Annotated in this window: 18 protein-coding genes; 16 read left to right on the top strand and 2 right to left on the bottom strand. The window is 70.2% G+C overall.

Going from position 1 to position 15847, the window contains the following annotated elements:
• Nucleotides 1–55: 55 nt before the first annotated feature.
• The 3 genes from BFF78_RS16080 (at nt 56) to BFF78_RS46205 (ending at nt 2406) form a co-directional block, all read left to right on the top strand.
• Nucleotides 56–1534, top strand: a complete 1479-nt coding sequence (locus BFF78_RS16080; RefSeq protein WP_069778999.1) for a GntP family permease — start codon at nt 56–58, stop codon at nt 1532–1534.
• Between the two features lie 73 nt (nt 1535–1607).
• On the top strand, nt 1608–2147 hold the full coding sequence (locus BFF78_RS16075) for a hypothetical protein (RefSeq protein WP_069778998.1): 540 nt from the start codon (nt 1608–1610) through the stop codon (nt 2145–2147).
• A 79-nt stretch (nt 2148–2226) separates the two neighbouring features.
• Entirely contained in the window at nt 2227–2406 is a 180-nt protein-coding gene (locus tag BFF78_RS46205; RefSeq protein WP_227026140.1) for a DUF5959 family protein, read from the top strand.
• Between the two features lie 42 nt (nt 2407–2448).
• Here the strand turns inward: BFF78_RS46205 and BFF78_RS16070 are convergent, their stop codons facing one another.
• Complete coding sequence (locus tag BFF78_RS16070) at nt 2449–3087, bottom strand: CatB-related O-acetyltransferase (RefSeq protein ID WP_069778997.1); 639 nt, start codon at nt 3085–3087, stop codon at nt 2449–2451.
• 145 nt (nt 3088–3232) lie between these two features.
• The gene (locus tag BFF78_RS16065) at nt 3233–4954 is read right to left on the bottom strand and encodes a chitinase (RefSeq protein WP_069778996.1); all 1722 of its coding nucleotides are present in this window, start codon (nt 4952–4954) and stop codon (nt 3233–3235) included.
• 302 nt (nt 4955–5256) lie between these two features.
• Between BFF78_RS16065 and BFF78_RS16060 the strand changes: the two genes are divergently transcribed.
• The 13 genes from BFF78_RS16060 (at nt 5257) to BFF78_RS16000 (ending at nt 15841) form a co-directional block, all read left to right on the top strand.
• Nucleotides 5257–6141, top strand: coding sequence for a hypothetical protein (locus BFF78_RS16060; protein WP_079161341.1), 885 nt, complete (start codon nt 5257–5259; stop codon nt 6139–6141).
• 58 nt (nt 6142–6199) lie between these two features.
• The gene (gene cpaB / locus BFF78_RS16055) at nt 6200–6907 is read left to right on the top strand and encodes a Flp pilus assembly protein CpaB (RefSeq protein WP_069778994.1); all 708 of its coding nucleotides are present in this window, start codon (nt 6200–6202) and stop codon (nt 6905–6907) included.
• Between the two features lie 12 nt (nt 6908–6919).
• A complete protein-coding gene (locus BFF78_RS16050; RefSeq protein WP_069778993.1) occupies nt 6920–8152 on the top strand; it encodes a CpaE/TadZ family protein in 1233 nt (410 codons plus the stop codon).
• 7 nt (nt 8153–8159) lie between these two features.
• Complete coding sequence (locus tag BFF78_RS16045; protein ID WP_069778992.1) at nt 8160–8540, top strand: TadE family protein; 381 nt, start codon at nt 8160–8162, stop codon at nt 8538–8540.
• A gap of 1 nt (nt 8541) precedes the next feature.
• Nucleotides 8542–8889, top strand: a complete 348-nt coding sequence (locus BFF78_RS16040) for a TadE/TadG family type IV pilus assembly protein (RefSeq protein ID WP_069778991.1) — start codon at nt 8542–8544, stop codon at nt 8887–8889.
• Between the two features lie 16 nt (nt 8890–8905).
• The gene (locus BFF78_RS16035) at nt 8906–10243 is read left to right on the top strand and encodes a CpaF family protein (protein ID WP_069778990.1); all 1338 of its coding nucleotides are present in this window, start codon (nt 8906–8908) and stop codon (nt 10241–10243) included.
• 7 nt (nt 10244–10250) lie between these two features.
• Nucleotides 10251–11195 carry a type II secretion system F family protein gene (locus BFF78_RS16030; protein WP_069778989.1) on the top strand — a complete coding sequence of 315 codons (945 nt, stop codon included), beginning with the start codon at nt 10251–10253 and terminating at the stop codon, nt 11193–11195.
• A 20-nt stretch (nt 11196–11215) separates the two neighbouring features.
• A complete protein-coding gene (locus BFF78_RS16025) occupies nt 11216–12103 on the top strand; it encodes a DUF5936 domain-containing protein (protein ID WP_069783600.1) in 888 nt (295 codons plus the stop codon).
• A 7-nt stretch (nt 12104–12110) separates the two neighbouring features.
• Nucleotides 12111–13547 (top strand): sensor histidine kinase, encoded by a 1437-nt coding sequence (locus BFF78_RS16020; protein ID WP_079161340.1) that lies wholly within the window; start codon nt 12111–12113, stop codon nt 13545–13547.
• A gap of 12 nt (nt 13548–13559) precedes the next feature.
• A complete protein-coding gene (locus BFF78_RS16015) occupies nt 13560–14312 on the top strand; it encodes a response regulator (RefSeq protein ID WP_069778988.1) in 753 nt (250 codons plus the stop codon).
• A 125-nt stretch (nt 14313–14437) separates the two neighbouring features.
• The gene (locus tag BFF78_RS16010; RefSeq protein ID WP_069783598.1) at nt 14438–14644 is read left to right on the top strand and encodes a Flp family type IVb pilin; all 207 of its coding nucleotides are present in this window, start codon (nt 14438–14440) and stop codon (nt 14642–14644) included.
• Nucleotides 14641–15240: a pilus assembly protein TadG-related protein gene (locus BFF78_RS16005; RefSeq protein ID WP_069783599.1), complete on the top strand. Its 600-nt coding sequence runs from the start codon at nt 14641–14643 to the stop codon at nt 15238–15240. Before BFF78_RS16010 ends, BFF78_RS16005 begins: the two co-directional genes overlap by 4 nt.
• A 16-nt stretch (nt 15241–15256) precedes the next feature.
• On the top strand, nt 15257–15841 hold the full coding sequence (locus BFF78_RS16000; RefSeq protein ID WP_069778987.1) for a hypothetical protein: 585 nt from the start codon (nt 15257–15259) through the stop codon (nt 15839–15841).
• Nucleotides 15842–15847: the final 6 nt, after the last annotated feature.

Here is a 15847-nt window from a genome sequence, read left to right as displayed (position 1 = left end):
GTGCCGCGATCCCCCCTGCCCGAAAGCACCATGAACTTATCCAGAGGACCCCCATATGCCCCTCCCGCTCTTGGCCGCACCCGCGCCCACCACCCCACCCCACACCGGAGGCCTGCTGCTCCTCCTGAACGGCACCCCCGGCCTCCTCACGGTCGCAGCCCTGGGCATAGCCCTCCTGCTGTTCCTGATCATCAAGGTCCGGCTGCAGCCCTTCGTGGCCCTGCTCGCCGTCTCCATAGCCGTGGGCCTGCTGGCCGGCCTGTCGGTCACCGAACTCTTCGGCACCGTCCAGCGCTCCGACGCCGTCTCCGCCATCGAGTCCGGCATGGGCGGCATCCTCGGCCACGTCGCGATCATCATCGGCCTCGGTACGATGCTCGGCGCGATCCTGGAGGTCAGCGGCGGCGCGGAGGTACTGGCGGCCCGCCTGCTCGGCCTGTTCGGCGAACAGCGCGCCCCGCTCGCGATGGGCCTGACGGGCCTGATCTTCGGCATCCCGGTCTTCTTCGACGTGGGCATCTTCGTCCTGGCCCCGCTCGTCTACGCGGCGGCCAAGCGCGGCGGCAAGTCGATCCTCCTCTACTGCCTGCCCCTGCTGGCCGGCCTGTCGATGACCCACGCCTTCCTGCCCCCGCACCCCGGCCCGGTCGCCGCCGCGGGCCTCCTCCACGTCCAGCTCGGCTGGGTCATCCTCATGGGCATCGTCTGCGGCATCCCGGCCGTCCTGGCCGCCTGGGCGTTCTCCGCCTGGATCGGACAGCGGATCTTCGTCGCCGTACCGCAGGACATGGTCGAGGCGGCCGAGGAGGCGAAGGAGGCGGTGCTCGCCGAACAGCGCGCCCAGGGCGTGGCACCCCGGGAACATCCGGTCCCGCTCGCCACGGTCCTGGCCATCATCGGTACGCCCCTGATCCTGATTCTCGCCGCGACCTTCTCCTCGATCGCCCTGGGCCCGTCCCCCGCCCGCTCGGGCCTGGAGTTCTTCGGCAGCCCCTTCGTGGCCCTGGCCATCGCGCTGCTGATGGCCTACTACCTGCTGGGCATCCGCCGAGGCTGGTCCCGCAAGTCCCTGGAAACGGTGTCCACTTCCTCGCTCAAGCCGGTCGGCAACATCCTGCTGGTGGTGGGCGCGGGCGGGGTCTTCGGCGCCGTACTGAAGGCGAGCGGGGTGGCCCAGGCCCTGTCGGACACCTTCCACGGTGTGGGCCTGCCGGTGCTCGTGCTGTCGTACCTGATCTCACTGGTCCTGCGGGTGGCCCAGGGCTCGGCCACGGTCGCGATCGTCACGACGGCGGGCATCGTGGCCCCGCTGCTCACCGAGGGCCACCACTCCCAGGCCTTCGTGGCCCTGGTCATCATGGCCGTTTCCGCGGGCTCCATCTTCGCCTCGCACGTCAACGACGGCGGTTTCTGGATGGTGGCCAAGTACTTCGGCATCAGCGAACGGGACACGCTGCGGACATGGACGGTCCTGGAGTCGGTGCTGTCGGTGACGGGGTTCGCGGTGGCGGCGGTGGTGAGCGTGTTCGTGTGAACGTGACGTGAGTGAAACCGGGGATGAGCGGGCTGACTGGTTCCGGCACGGGGAAGTCGTCCATACTGCCGCCGTGGAGCAGCGCATAGGAGCGAGCAGCAAGCCGTCCGGGGCCGAGCCGTTGAAGACCGGGCCCGTGACGGGCGCCGGTTTCGACCCGGCGTTCATTCCCGGCATCTCCGTCCCGGCACCGGCGAAGCCGGACGAACCGGCGGACACGGAACCGGAGGCGGCGCAGTCATCGGCAGTGCCGGAGACGGAGGACGCCGAAGCGCCGAGCCGGCCGGAGGCGTCCCCCGAAGCCGAGGAGACCGAGGAAGAAGCGGCCGAGGGCCCGGTCTTCGAGGCCTCCGACCGCCGCGCCAAGATCGTGGCCGACCGCAAGGGTGTCCGCCTCCGCCTGGACGAGGAGGCCTGCGAGTTCCGCTGGGACGAGATCGCGGCGGTCGAGACGGAGACCCCCCGCTTCGGCAAGCGCTACACGGTCACCGTCCACACCCCGGACCGCCGCTGGTTCCCGATCGAGATCGAGGCGACGGCCAGAGCGCGCTTCACGGAATGGGACGAGCAGCTGGACGCGGTGCTGGACGCGTACTTCGAGGACGCCGAATGAGCCAAGCGGGCCAGGGTCCGGTGGACCTGGTCCGTCTGGAGGACGCCGGCGGCAGCCGAGCCTCGGTCATGACCGCGGACTGACGTTCATGCTGCACATGCTCGAGGACCGCAACCTGGCCGTGTCCGTCCACGACCCCGACCGCCTCACGACGTTGTTCGGCATCGATCCGGACGATGACTGGATCGAAGACCACCACGAGCGGGTGAACCAGGTCAGACGGATGTGGTGGGAGGAGCCTCCTTCAGGGCGCCGTTGAAGGGGGCGAAGGCGGGGCGTGAGCCGCGTGACGGTGGGCTCGTCACAAGGGCGCGGCCGACTCCAGGTCGTCGATGCTGCCCGACATGATCGTCCGCACGTGCTCGGTGATGTGCTCCACGGGCCAGTCCCACCAGGCCACCGCCAGCAGGCGGGTGATGTCCCGGGCGTCGTAGCGGGTGCGCAGGAGGCGGGCCGGGTTGCCGCCGACGATGCCGTAGTCGGGGACGTCGCCGGTGACCACCGCGCCGGTGGCGATGATCGCGCCGTGGCCGATCCGTACGCCGGGCATCACCGTGGTGCCGTGGCCGAACCAGACATCGTTGCCGACGACCGTGTCCCCGCGGTTCGGCAAGCCGGTGAGCAGGTCGAAGTGGTCGGCCCAGGAGCCGCCCATGGTGGGGAAGGGGAAGGTCGAGGGGCCGTCCATGCGGTGGTTGGCGCCGTTCATGAGGAACCGCACGCCCGTGCCGAGCGCGCAGAACTTGCCGATGACCAGCTTCTCCGGCCCGTAGTGGTAGAGCACGTTGCGGGTCTCGAACGCGGTCGGGTCCTCGGGGTCGTCGTAGTAGGAGTACTCCCCGACCTCGATCAGCGGGGACTTCACCAGCGGCTTGAGCAGCACCACTCGCGGCTGCCCGGGCATCGGATGCAGGACCGTCGGATCGGCGGGTACGGGCATGGCGGGCGCATCCTCGGCGGTCGGGTCTCGGTTACCCGTCCATGATCGGGGTACCGGGCCGGCCAGGACACCGGTTTGTCATCCGTGGCGGCGCCCGGGCCGCTCCAGGGCCCGGGCGCCGTCGTATCACCAGGTGGATCTCATGTCACGGCAGCGCGTGCACATGCGCCCCCACCGCGTTCGACCACGCGTTGCCCGCCGACGCGTCCCAGTTCGTCGACCAGGTCATCGCGCCCCGCAGGCCGGGGTAGGTCCTGGACGGCTTGAAGCTGCCGCAGTTCGTGCCGGCCGTCAGGCAGTCCAGGGCGTCGTCGACCACCGTGGGGGACACATAGCCGCTGCCCGCCGCGCTGGTCGAGGCCGGCAGGCCCAGGCCCACCTGGGAGGGGGCCAGGCCGCCCTGGAGCTGGATGCAGGCCAGGGCCGTCAGGAAGTCCACGGACCCCTGGCTGTAGACCTTGCCGTCGCAGCCCAGCATGGAACCGCTGTTGTAGTACTGCATGTTGACGACCGTCAGGATGTCCTTCACGTTGAGCGCGGTCTGGAAGTACGCGTTCGACGTCGACTGCATGTCGATCGTCTGCGGGGCCATCGTGATGACGAGGGACGAGCCCGCCTTCGCCGACAGGGCGCGCAGTGCCTGCGTCATGTACGTCGCGTCGAGGCCGTTCTCCAGGTCGATGTCGACGCCGTCGAATCCGTACGTCTGCATCAGCGAGTAGACCGAGTTCGCGAAGTTCGCCGCCGAGGCGGAGTCGTTGACCGACACCGTGCCGTTCTGGCCGCCGATCGAGATGACGACCTTCTTGCCGGCCGCCTGCTTCGCCTTGATGTCGGCCTTGAACCGGTCGACCGTGTAGCCGCCCAGGCCGGAGGAGTCCAGGTTGAAGGTCACCGCTCCCGGTGTCGACGCGGCGTCCGCGAAGGCCACCGCGACGATGTCGTACGAGGACGGGACGTCCGACAGCTTCTGGACCGTCGCGCCGTTGCTGAAGTTCTGCCAGTAGCCGGTCACCGCGTGCTTGGGCAGGGCGCCTCCTCCGGTGCCGCCGCCGCTTCCGGTGGCGGCCGTCGTGGCCGTCACCGACGCCGACTTCGCGGACTCGCCCGCCGGGTTCGCCGCCGTCACCTGGAAGGTGTACGACGTCGACGCCGACAGGCCCGTCACCGTCGCCGAGGTGCCGGTCACGGAGGTCGCCTTCGTGCCGTCGCGGTACACGGTGTAGCCGGTCGCGCCCGGCACCGTGGACCAGGACAGGGAGACGGACGAGGACGTCGTACCGGAGACCGCGAGGCCGGCCGGGGTCGCGGGAACCGTCGGGGCCGGGTCGCCTCCTGTGCCGCCGTCGGGGCCGTAGACCGAGACGTCGTCGGCGTAGTAGGCCGCCTGGCCGTACCAGCCGTGGGTGTAGACCGTGACGGATGTCGTGGACGCGCCTGTGGTGAAGGTCGTGGACAGCTGCTTCCAGGTCGTCGTGTCCGGTGTCCACGTGGACACGTCCGTCGTACCCGTGCCCGTCACGCCCAGGTAGGAGTAGCCGCCCTGGACCCACGCGCTCAGTGTGTACGTCGAGTCGGGCTTGACCGCGACCGTCTGGGTGCACTGGGCGTTGTCCTGGCCGGCCGGGGTCGCCTTCAGCGCCGCGGTTCCGCCGTGCACCGGGGAGGAGACCGTCGTGCCGCTGCCCGCCGTGCACGCCCAGTTGGCGAGGCCCGACTCGAAGCCGGCGTTCGTCACGTTGTTGACGTCCGCCGCGGAGGCCGGGGTTGCGGCGAGCCCCGCGACGCAGAGGGCCAGGGCCGTGGCGGCGGACCACAGGGTGATTCGCCGTCCGCGGGGTCTGGGTATGCCTGGTGCATGGTCCATGCGGGCCTCCGGTGGGGAAGTGGAGCTCGGAGAGGGAGCCTTGGGGAGGGGAGGGGAGATGCGGTGGCCACCGTCGGGCTACAAGTTGGTCCAGACCAATCGGGGTGTCAAGAGGTCCAGACCAAATGCTTTTCCGGATCGCTGTGCAACCTGTCCGGATTTGGCGGGACTTGCGGCCGGAGAGTTCCCTGCGAGCTTCACCAACGCTGTTCTCCGGCCATTCGGCCGTGGATACAGTGCTCACGTAGTCACGCAGTGAAGTCGTCCCGGCGCGCTGGAGTCACCCCGGCGGGCCGGCGGGTGTGAAGAGCGGGGAGCTGCGCGTGCCAACTGCCATTGCCGTGACCAGTGCCGACATGGCGCTGTCGGCGCAGGACGAACGGACCATGCCGGCCGTCGTGCTCAGCGGCCTCGACCAGCGGCCCCTGGAGCACGCGCTCACCGAACTCCACACCCTCACCGAGCAGTACGGGTACGTGATCGTCGTCTGCTCGCAGGCCACCCCGAAGGCCGTCGTACGACGCCTGCACACCCTGCGCTCGCTGCTGGAGAGCGACCGCATCGCCCTCTTCCGGCCCGACCTGCCCCCGCTGGGCATCGCCGTACTCGCCCGGCAGCTGCGGCAGCTCGCCTCCTGCGATCTGAGTCCGGGCGTGCTCGCCTCCGCCGGGCGGCTGCTCACCCACTACATCCACGCCGGGGCCGTGCTCGGCTCCGTCGCCCGCCTGGACCGGGTGCCGGTGGGGCTGAAGGCGCACGCCAAGTCCTGGGTGCCCGGCAGCCAGTTCGCCGTGCTCGCCCACCCCGAGCCGCAGCTCGTGCGCATAGGACCCGGCGTCACGCTCAAAGGGCCCGAGTTCAACACCTGGATGCTCGTCGCCAAAGGGCAGCAGACGCAGGGCGACTGGGTCGCCGGGCTCGCGGGGCAGTGGAGCGTGCACGGGCTGCGCGAGGTCCCGCTGCCCGCCGAGTCCCCCGCGTGGTGGGGGACGGGGCGCCTGACCGAGTTCTGCAGCTACCTCGCCGATCTGTCCGTCCTGTACCAACTGGTCACGTCGGTACGGCAGTCCGGCTGCCACTGGTGCGGCCTGGACGTCATCGGCGACCGCTGCGTCTTCTGCTCGGCCACCCCGCCCGCCTACGAACCCGCCGCTCCCCGCGCCCTGGAACGGCGCACGCCCGCCTGACCCGACCAGTACGTCCGTATCCCGCTCGACCGATTCCCCCAATGAGGTTGCACGGTCCATGAACTCCCGTCAGCGCCGCGGCGTAATACTCCTGATCCTGTCGGTCCTGTGCGCTCTCGGCGCGTTCGCCGGCGTGCTCTCCGTCGTCCACGACGTGAATTCCAAGGTCGGGCCCGAGGTCACCGCCTACCGGGTCAGGTCCGACGTCAAGCCGTACACCGCGCTGTCGCCGGGCCAGTTCGAGAAGGTCTCGATGCCCAAGCGGTGGCTGTCCGGCACCGCCGTCACCGATCTGAGGCAGATCCAGAACAAGATCGCTGTCACCACGCTGCAGGCCGGCTCCCTGCTCCAGGACGACATGATCGTGGACCAGCCCGCCCTCCAGCCCGGCCAGCAGGAGGTCGCCATCATGATCGACGCGGCGACGGGCGTGGCGGGCAAGATCACCCCGGGCTCGCACGTCAACGTGTATGCCACCTTCGGGGGAAAGAAGGAGGGCGACCCGGACCAGTCGAAGATCATCGTCACCAACGCCCGGGTCCTCGACGTCGGCCAGATCACCGCCCTCAACCCGGACCAGAGCAAGAACCAGCAGCAGCCCAGCGAGGCCGTCCCCATCACCTTCGCGCTGTCCACCCTCGACGCCCAGCGCATCACCTACGCCGAGTCCTTCGCCCAGCGCGTCCGGCTCGCGCTGGTGGCCCCCGGCAGCGAGACCAGCGTCCCGGACAAGGACCGCACCTACGAACTCGCGACGGACAAGTGAGAGGCGGCCCGCATGCCCACCAGGATCCTCCCGGCCGGCGCGGACCCGGACGCCGTCCGCTCCCTCACCACCCTGCTCAGCCAGCTCCCCGACGCCGAACCACAGCCACCGGTCGGCGACTCCACCCAGCTGGTCGACACCCTCGCCCGCCTCGCCGCCGAGTCGGTGGACGAGCTGCCCGAGGTCGTGGTCGTCCACGAGCGGATCGGCCCGGTCCCGGCCCTGGAGCTGATCCGCGAGGTCGCCCTGCGCTTCCCGGCCGTCGGCGTCATCCTCGTCACCACCGACGCCGGCCCCGGTCTGTTCTCCGCCGCCATGGACTGCGGCGCGCGCGGCCTGGTCGCGCTCCCGCTGTCGTACGAGGAACTCGCCAGCCGCGTCCAGGCCGTCGCCCAGTGGTCGACGGGGGTACGGCGCCATCTCGGGCACGGGGCAGAGCTGTTCGGCGGAGTCGGCGGTACGGTCGTCACGGTCAGCGGCGCCAAGGGGGGCGTCGGGGTGACCCTGACGGCCATCCAGCTGGCCCTCGCCGCACAGGCCTCCGGGCGGGCGACCGCCCTGGTCGACCTGGATCTGCAGACCGGCGACATCGCCTCCTACCTCGACATCCAGTTCCGCCGGTCCGTGGTCGACCTCGCCGCCATCACCGACATCTCGCCCCGCGTCCTGGCCGACGCCGTCTTCCGCCACGACACCGGGCTCGCCCTGCTCCTCGCCCCCGCCGAGGGCGAACGCGGCGAGGAGGTCACCGACCGAGCCGCCCGCCAGATCGTCAGCGCCCTGCGCTCACGCTACGAGGTGGTCGTGGTGGACTGCGCCGCCCAGTTGAGCGGCGCGGGCGCCGCCGTGGTGGAGGCGGCCGACACCGCGCTGCTGGTCACCACGCCGGACGTCGTCGCCGTACGCGGCGCCAAGCGGACGGTACGGATGTGGGACCGGCTGCAGATCCGCAAGGCCGAGGAGACGACGGTGGTCGTCAACCGGCACACGCGCAGCACGGAGATCCAGCCCGCGCTGGTGCAGCGCATCACCGGCACGGCGGTGGCGCGTACGGCCATTCCCGCCAACTTCAAGGAACTTCAGGCCGTTGTCGACGCCGGGCGGGTGCATGAGCTGGACAGCAGGAGTTCCGTGAAGCAGGCCTTGTGGGGGCTCGCGGGAGAGCTGGGTCTGGTGAAGGCGGCCGAGGGGACGCATCGGGGGAGTGGGCGCGGCCCGGGTGGATTCCGGCGGCGGAAGGAGTGAGCGCGCCATGAGAAGGCCGGGCGGGGACCGGGGGCAGGTGAGCATCGAGTTCCTGGGGATGACGCCGCTGATCATTCTGACCTTGGTGCTCGTGTGGCAGGCCGTGCTCGTGGGGTACACCTTCACGCTGGCCGGGAATGCTGCGGACGAGGCGGTGCGGGCGGGGACGGCGGCACCGCGCGGGGATGCACGGCAGGCTGCCTGCTCGGCCGCGGGGCTGAAGCATCTGTCGACGGCCTGGAAGGGGGATGCGATGGTGCGGTGCAGTGGATCCGGCTATGTCACGGCCGATGTCTACCTCAAAGTCCCCGTTCTCTTTCCCGGAGTGATCTCCTTCCCCGCCACGGTGACCGGCCACGCCGGCGCCGTCGAGGAGGTGAAGCACTGAGATGCCGTACCGACGCGGAGGGCGGGACGCGGGCCAGGTCGCCATCGAGTACCTCGGGTTCATCCCGATTCTGCTGATCGTGGCCATGGCGGGCATCCAGATCGGGGTCGTCGCGTACGCCGCCGAGCAGGCGAGTACGGCAGCGCGGGCGGGGGCGCGGGCGGCCTCTTTGCAGCAGGACCCACAGCCGGCCTGTGCCCAGGCGGTCAGCGGCGCACTCACCGTGAAGTGCGGGAAAGGCCCCGCGGACGCCGGCTCGGTCACCGTCACCGCCCGGGTGAAGATCCCGAAGATCATCTGGGACTTCGGCGACGCCACCAAAACCGCCACCATGCCGCTCGACCACTAGCCGAGGAGATGCCGACATGAGCCTGCGGGCACGCATCAGCACTCCGGAGGAGCACGGCAGCCGGGGCGAGGACGGGCATCTGGTCGCCTCCTACCGGGCCAAGCTGCTGGAGGAGATCGACCTCGCGGAGATGAGTTCGCTGGCCGCCGCCGAGCGCCGGGCGCGGCTCGAGCGGGTGCTGGGGCACATCATCAGCCGCGAGGGCCCGGTGCTGTCGACGGTGGAGCGCTCGCAGCTGATCCGGCGCGTCGTGGACGAGGCCCTGGGTCTCGGCATCCTCGAACCGCTCCTGGAAGACGCGTCGATCACCGAGATCATGGTGAACGGCCCCGACGCGATCTTCGTCGAACGCGGCGGCCGCGTCGAGCAGTTGCCCCTGCGATTCGTCTCCTCGGACCAGCTGATGCAGACCATCGAGCGGATCGTCTCCACGGTGAACCGCAGGGTCGACGAGTCGAACCCGATGGTGGACGCGCGACTGCCCTCCGGTGAGCGCGTCAACGTCATCATCCCGCCGCTGTCGCTGACCGGCCCCATCCTCACCATCCGCCGCTTCCCGCGCTCCTTCACCCTCCAGGAGCTGATCTCCTTCGGCTCGCTGGACGAGCACATGGTGTACCTGCTGGCGGGGCTGGTGCAGGCGAAGTTCAACATCATCGTCTCGGGCGCGACCGGCACCGGGAAGACGACCCTGCTGAACGCCCTCTCCGGGCTGATCCCCTCCCACGAGCGCATCATCACCATCGAGGACTCCGCGGAACTCCAGCTCCAGCAGACCCATGTGGTCCGCCTGGAATCACGGCCGCCGAACGTCGAGGGCAAGGGCCAGGTCACCATCCGCGACCTCGTCCGCAACTCCCTGCGCATGCGCCCGGACCGGATCGTGGTCGGTGAGGTCCGTGGCGGCGAGTCCCTGGACATGCTCCAGGCGATGTCCACGGGCCACGACGGATCGCTGGCCACGGTGCACGCCAACAGTGCCGAGGACGCGCTCACCCGGCTCCAGACCCTCGCCTCCATGTCCGACGTGGAGGTGCCCTTCGTGGCCCTGCACGACCAGATCAACAGCGCGGTCGACGTCATCGTCCAGCTCACCCGGTTCGCCGACGGCGCCCGCCGGATCACCGAGATCGCGCTGCTCGACAGCCATGGCGGGGAGCCGTACCGGATCGCGACCGTGGCCCGGTTCGACGCCCAGCCCATGACCCCCGACGGCCGCGTGTACGGCAGCTTCCAGTACTTCCCGCTGCCCCGCCGTACCGCCGACCGCCTCTACATGGCGAGCCAGCCCATCCCTCAGGCCTTCGGAGTCGCCCGCTCCGTGGACCAGCTCGCCACCCGAGAAGCCAGGTAGGCCACCCATGGAACTCCACACCCTCGTCCAGCTCACCACCGGAGTGACGCTGCTGACCTGCGTCCTGGCGGTGGCCGGCGTACACGCCTACGCCTCGGGCCGGGCCCAGCGCGCGGACCTGGTGGACCGTCTCTCGCACACCGGCCCCATAGCGGCGACCGGCCGCAGGCGCCGCTTCCGCGACCTGGACCGGCGGCTGCGCCGCACCCGCTTCGGCCGCTGGCTGGAACTGCGCCTCGCGGCGACCGGTCTCGACGTCACCCCGGGCGAGTTCTTCGTCTACATGCTCGCCACGGTCGCCGCGCTCTGGCTGATCGGCCAGGCCACCCTGGCTCCCTTCTTCGGCCCGCTCGCCGGCGCGCTCGGCATCTGGGCGGCGGCCCAGTTCCTCAACTGGCAGCGCCAGAAACGCATCGAGCGCTTCATCAACCAGCTCCCCGAACTGGCCCGCATCCTGGCCAACGCCACCCAGGCCGGCCTGGCCCTGCGCACCGCGATCGGCATGGCGGCGGAAGAGCTCGAGGCCCCGGCCGGCGAGGAACTGGCCAAGGTGGCCGACCAGTTGGCCGTCGGCCACTCCCTCGACGAGGCGCTCGGCGAGCTGGCCGACCGTCTCCCGTCGCGCGAGTTGGTCGTCCTGGTCACCACCTTGGTGCTGTCGAACAGGGCGGGCGGCCAGGTGGTGAGTGCCCTGCGGAACCTGACCGAGACCCTGGAGGAACGCAAGGAGACCCGGCGCGAGATCCGCACCCAGCTCTCCCAGGTGACCATGACGTCGTACGCCGTCCCCGTCCTCGGTGTCGGCGCGCTGTTCCTGATGAACGGGGTGAAGGACGGCGCGCTGGCCCGCATGACCGGCTCCCCGGTCGGCCAGGCCTGCGTGCTCATCGCGTTCGCGATGTACGCGGTCGGATTCGTCCTCATCCGCCGGCTGAGCCGGATCGACGTCTGAGGGAGGGGGCCGGACCGATGGTGGGATTCCTGCTCGCGATGCTGATGGGCCTCGGCGTCTGGGGCGCCTTCACCGGCATCCGCATGTACCGCGCGGACGCCAGACTCCCCGGTGACCTGGCGGTGGCCCTGGAGGTGGGCGCCACCCGCACCGGCGCGGTGGGCTCGGTCATCGACCGGATGGGCATGCGCTACGCCCCCGCCGTGCTGCGCCTGATGGGCCCGCGCCTGGTGGCCAAGTACCGCCGCAAGATCGACCTGGCGGGCAACCCCGGCGGCCTGACCATCGACCGGTATGCGGCGCGGCGAGCGGTGTACGGCGCGCTGGGGGCGGTGGGCTGTGTGGTGTTCCTGCTGCGAGGCCAGTGGTTCGTGGCGGTGCTCCTGCTGTTCTTCGGCGCGTTCTGGACGGAGGTCGGCATCTGGTCGGCGATCCGGGTGCGCAAGGACGTCATCGAGCGCACGCTCCCGGACTTCCTGGACGTGCTGGCGGTGGTGGTCAGCGCGGGGCTCGGCTTCCGCCAGGCCCTGGACCGCGTGGCCTCGCGCTACGAGGGCCCCTGGGCCGACGAACTGCGCATCACCCTGCGCCAGATGGACCTCGGCATGAGCCGCCGCCAGGCCTTCGCGGAGCTGAGGAGGAGGAACGACTCGGAACAGGTGGCGATGTTCGTGACGGCGTTGCAGCAGGGGGAGGAACTGGGCGCGCCGATCGTCGACACCCTCGTCTCCCTGGCCAAGGACATGCGCCGCACCGACGCCCAGAACGCCCGCCGCAAGGCCGCCCGCGCGGTACCCAAGGCCACGCTGCTGATCACCACGTTCATGGTCCCGGCCACGATGCTGCTGCTCGGCGCCGGCCTGCTGCTCGGCTCCGGCGTGGACTTCGGCTCACTCACCGGGAAGTGAGGCGGAGATGACGGTGGCGGGTCTGACGGGGCGCGGTCGCGGGGCAGGCGCGTTCTCCGGGGCCGGGGTGAGAGGGGCTGTCGGCCGGCTCGGGGGGTGGCTCGCGGAGGTCACCGGCTGGTTCGTACGCCGGGTGGGCCGGCTCCGCCGGTCGAAGGCGACGGCCGCTGCGGGGTCGGCCGCCGAGCCGTCGGAGAAGATCCAGATCAGCGCGCTGCAAGCCATGTGCCGTCAGGTCTTCGGCTTCCGCCTGGCCATGATCGCCCTGGCCGCCCCCGCCGCCCTGCTCAACGCGGCCCCGGGCCTGGGCGTCCGCCTGGTCGGCGCGGCCGTGGTGGTCACCTTCATGGTGTCGTACGTCCTCTTCCGCGACTGGGAACGCTTCGGCCCGCTCCTCCTGCGCCACCCCAGCCTGCTCGCCGCCGACACCCTGTTCGGCTCCTTCCTCCTCATCTCGGCCGGCCCGGACACCACCCTCGCCTACGTCAGCGTCTGCACCCCGCTGCTCGCGGGCCTGGTCTACAGCTGGCGCGGCGCGGCCTGTTTCGCCTCCCTCCAGTCGCTGATCCTGCTGCTGGTCCACGCCACCCTGAAGGCCGACCGCCACGCGCCGGTGGCCGAGGCCCTCCTCCTTCCCGGCCTGTGCGTCGTCGCCGGTGCCATGGGTTCGACCCTGCGCAACCTGATGCTCCGTTTCGGCGCCGCGACCCAGGCCCTGACGACGGTCCAGGCGCGCCTCGCGGCGGCGGAGGCGGTGAGCGCGGAACGCGCCCGGCTGGCCCGCGAGATGCACGACTCCGTGGCCAAGACGCTCTACGGCGTGGCCCTGGCGGCGGACGGCCTGGCGGCAACGGCCTCGACCGACGCACCCGACCCCGACCGCATACGTCAGCAGGCGGAACTGGTGTCGCGCTCGGCGCGCAGGGCGGCGGCGGAGTCACGGGAACTGCTGACGGACCTGCGGCGCGAACCGAGTGCCCTGCCCGTGGAGCAGCCCCTGTGGCACGAACTCGCCTACGAGGTGGGCCAGTTCACGGCGCGCACAGGCCTTCGGGCTACCTGCGACTGGCCCACCGGAGCCGACTCCGCCCTCCCCCCGGTGCCGTCCGCCCTGGCCCGTCACCTGCTCTCCATCGCCACGGAGGCGCTGGAGAACGCCCACCGGCACGCGTCGGCGACCCACGTGGACGTACGCGCGAGCGTCCACGGCGATCTGCTCCGCCTCACCGTCCACGACGACGGCCGCGGCCTTCCACCCGGCACCACCCTCGAACGGCTCCGCAGCTCGGGCCACTTCGGCCTGCTCGGGATGGTGGAGCGGGCCGCGCAGGCGGGCGCCCGCATCCGTATCGGCCGGGGCGGCCACGAGCGGGGCACGGAGGTCCGCGTGGAAATTCCCCTGTCGGCCCTCGACAGCGCTGGTTCATCCCCCGGGGAAGCCTGAGAGGAGGCACCGATGCAGCACATGCACCCCTGGCCGGAGATCCCTTCACCCTTTCCGCCCCCCTTGCGTCTGCTGGTGGCCGACGACAATCCCGTGGTCAGAGCGGGCCTGACGGCCCTGCTCTCGGGCCGGGAGGACACCACGGTGGTGGCGGAGGCGGCGGACGGCCGCGAGGCGTACGAGGCGGCGCTGCGGCACCGGCCGGACGTCATCCTCCTCGACGTCCGCATGCCCGGGGTCGATGGAATCTCGGCATTGCCCCACCTGGTGCGGCTGGCGCCGGTCATGATGCTCACCTACAGCCATGAGACGGAGACCGTACGGGAGGCGCTGCGGCTGGGGGCGGGGGGATATCTGGTGCACGGCGAGTTCACGACCGAGCAGTTGGTGAGGGCGGTGCGGGATGTCCGGGAGGGGCGGCCGCATGTGACACCGGGGGCGGCGAAGGCGTTGCTGACAGAGTTGCGGGCAAGTGCATCTGCACACGTGGAACCTCAACTCCCGCAATTTTTAGGGAAAAACTCGCCCGAAACCCTTTCGCAACTGCAATCCCCTATGGGACAGTCGTTCCGTTCACGTTTCCGGCTGAGTACGAGGGAGGCGGAGATCATGGACCTCATCGCGTCCGGCATGACCAACCAGCAGATCGCCGCCGCCTGCTTCATCTCCGAGAAGACGGTCAAGAACCACATCAACCGCATCTTCGCCAAACTCCAGACCACCACCAGGTCCCAGGCGGCCGCGAAGTGGCTGGGGGTGGCCTGAGGTGGGGACGCGGGGGCGAGGACGGCGGGGGGAATGGGTCCGGGGTTGGGCCCTGGGACCCTTGGGCGACGCGAGTGCGGCGCCGTACGTTGCCGGGATCGGAGGCGAACCCGGAGGGGACCACCATGAACAGTTGGTTCAACACCACCGTCGCGTACCTACAGGCCCGCGTCGCCCGCGCCGCCCGCAGCGACCGGGGGCAGACCGCGGTGGAGTACCTGGGGATCATCGCGGTGGTGGTGGCGATCGTGTTGGCGATCACGGGGACGAGCATCGGGCAGACGATCTTCGATGCGATCACGAGCAAGATCGCCCAAGTCACCGGCGGCTGATTCCTCCGCGCAGCGACGCAGGGCAGGCCTTCCCCATCTACATCACGGTGGTGGCAGGCCTGCTTTTTCTTGCGTTGGCGTACCTTGCGGTCGGCCAGGCCGCAGTGAATCGGAGCGGGGCCCAGACGGCTGCCGACTCGGCAGCGCTCGCGGGGGCCCAGAACGAGCGTGACCAGCTCACGGCCCAGTGGGTCAAAGTTCTGGTCGACCCTACGAAGTGGGAGGACATCTTCGAGGGCAAGGTGACGTTCGCCGACCCGTGCTTGCGCGCCCGCCAACTCGCCACGCAGAACGATGCCGCATTGAATTACTGCCCTGTACCAGGGATGAAGTACCACGTTGACGTGCAGACCAACGCGTCCGTAGGCCGGTCTGTCGTGCCGGGGTCGGAGCACTTCCAGTCAAAGGCGTCCGCCACCGCCGTGATCGAGCGGCTCTGCACGTTCAATCCCTCTGATGGCAAAGCAGCAGGCAAGAAGGCCCTGCCTCAACTCACCTGCAAGGACCACAGGACCTGGGACCTGAATCCGGATGACCTCACCGACCTCCCGAAACCACAGGACCTCTTCGACGTCCATCTGGCGAACGATCAATGACGAAGGAAGCGGAGCGATGAGCATGCGGTTCACTGCGAAGGCCCGCAGGGGGATGGTCGCATTGACCGTTGCGGCTGGTCTGGCCGTCGGTGTGGCCGGTTGCGGTGGAAGTGGTGGCGGTGACGACAAGAAGCCGGACGGTTCGGCGTCCGCTTCCCGGACGACTGGCTCCGACTCGCGCGCCCAGCAGGGGCAGTCGGACCAGCCGCTGGCCGAGTTGAAGGGGTCGGACGGCCTGCTCCTCCAGATCACGTCAGCTCAACGCGATGCGGGCGGCTTCGTGACGGTCAATGGCACCTTGAAGAACGACGGGGGGCAGAGCGCGGTGATCCCCTCGGCGCTGAGCGGCAATGAAACCGAGATCATCAAGAACGGCAAGTCCCTGGGCGGGGCCGCGCTGGTCGACGCGCAGGGCAAGAAGCGGTACTACGTGCTGCGGGACACCGAGGGCCGCCCGCTGACGACCACCGGCTTCTCGACACTCAAGGCCGGAGCCACCCTGGCCGTCTTCATGCAGTTCCCCTCCCCTCCCGCGAACACGACCGACGTGGAATTCCAGCTGCCGACCTTCTCCTCCGCCACCATCAAGATCTCCGGGTGAGGCCGA

It is taken from the genome of Streptomyces fodineus (assembly GCF_001735805.1).
GTDB lineage: Bacteria > Actinomycetota > Actinomycetes > Streptomycetales > Streptomycetaceae > Streptomyces > Streptomyces fodineus.
This window is presented reverse-complemented; position numbering and strand designations above follow the sequence as displayed.

Bases quoted from the DNA above. Each gene is read 5' to 3' on its own strand.
- BFF78_RS16080 (WP_069778999.1), top strand. From the start codon at position 56: ATGCCCCTCCCGCTCTTGGCCGCACCCGCGCCCACCACCCCACCCCAC.
- BFF78_RS16070 (WP_069778997.1), bottom strand. From the start codon at position 3,087: ATGCCCGTACCCGCCGATCCGACGGTCCTGCATCCGATGCCCGGGCAG.
- BFF78_RS16065 (WP_069778996.1), bottom strand. From the start codon at position 4,954: ATGGACCATGCACCAGGCATACCCAGACCCCGCGGACGGCGAATCACC.
- cpaB (WP_069778994.1), top strand. From the start codon at position 6,200: ATGAACTCCCGTCAGCGCCGCGGCGTAATACTCCTGATCCTGTCGGTC.
- BFF78_RS16050 (WP_069778993.1), top strand. From the start codon at position 6,920: ATGCCCACCAGGATCCTCCCGGCCGGCGCGGACCCGGACGCCGTCCGC.
- BFF78_RS16045 (WP_069778992.1), top strand. From the start codon at position 8,160: ATGAGAAGGCCGGGCGGGGACCGGGGGCAGGTGAGCATCGAGTTCCTG.
- BFF78_RS16040 (WP_069778991.1), top strand. From the start codon at position 8,542: ATGCCGTACCGACGCGGAGGGCGGGACGCGGGCCAGGTCGCCATCGAG.
- BFF78_RS16035 (WP_069778990.1), top strand. From the start codon at position 8,906: ATGAGCCTGCGGGCACGCATCAGCACTCCGGAGGAGCACGGCAGCCGG.
- BFF78_RS16030 (WP_069778989.1), top strand. From the start codon at position 10,251: ATGGAACTCCACACCCTCGTCCAGCTCACCACCGGAGTGACGCTGCTG.
- BFF78_RS16020 (WP_079161340.1), top strand. From the start codon at position 12,111: ATGACGGTGGCGGGTCTGACGGGGCGCGGTCGCGGGGCAGGCGCGTTC.
- BFF78_RS16015 (WP_069778988.1), top strand. From the start codon at position 13,560: ATGCAGCACATGCACCCCTGGCCGGAGATCCCTTCACCCTTTCCGCCC.
- BFF78_RS16010 (WP_069783598.1), top strand. From the start codon at position 14,438: ATGAACAGTTGGTTCAACACCACCGTCGCGTACCTACAGGCCCGCGTC.
- BFF78_RS16000 (WP_069778987.1), top strand. From the start codon at position 15,257: ATGAGCATGCGGTTCACTGCGAAGGCCCGCAGGGGGATGGTCGCATTG.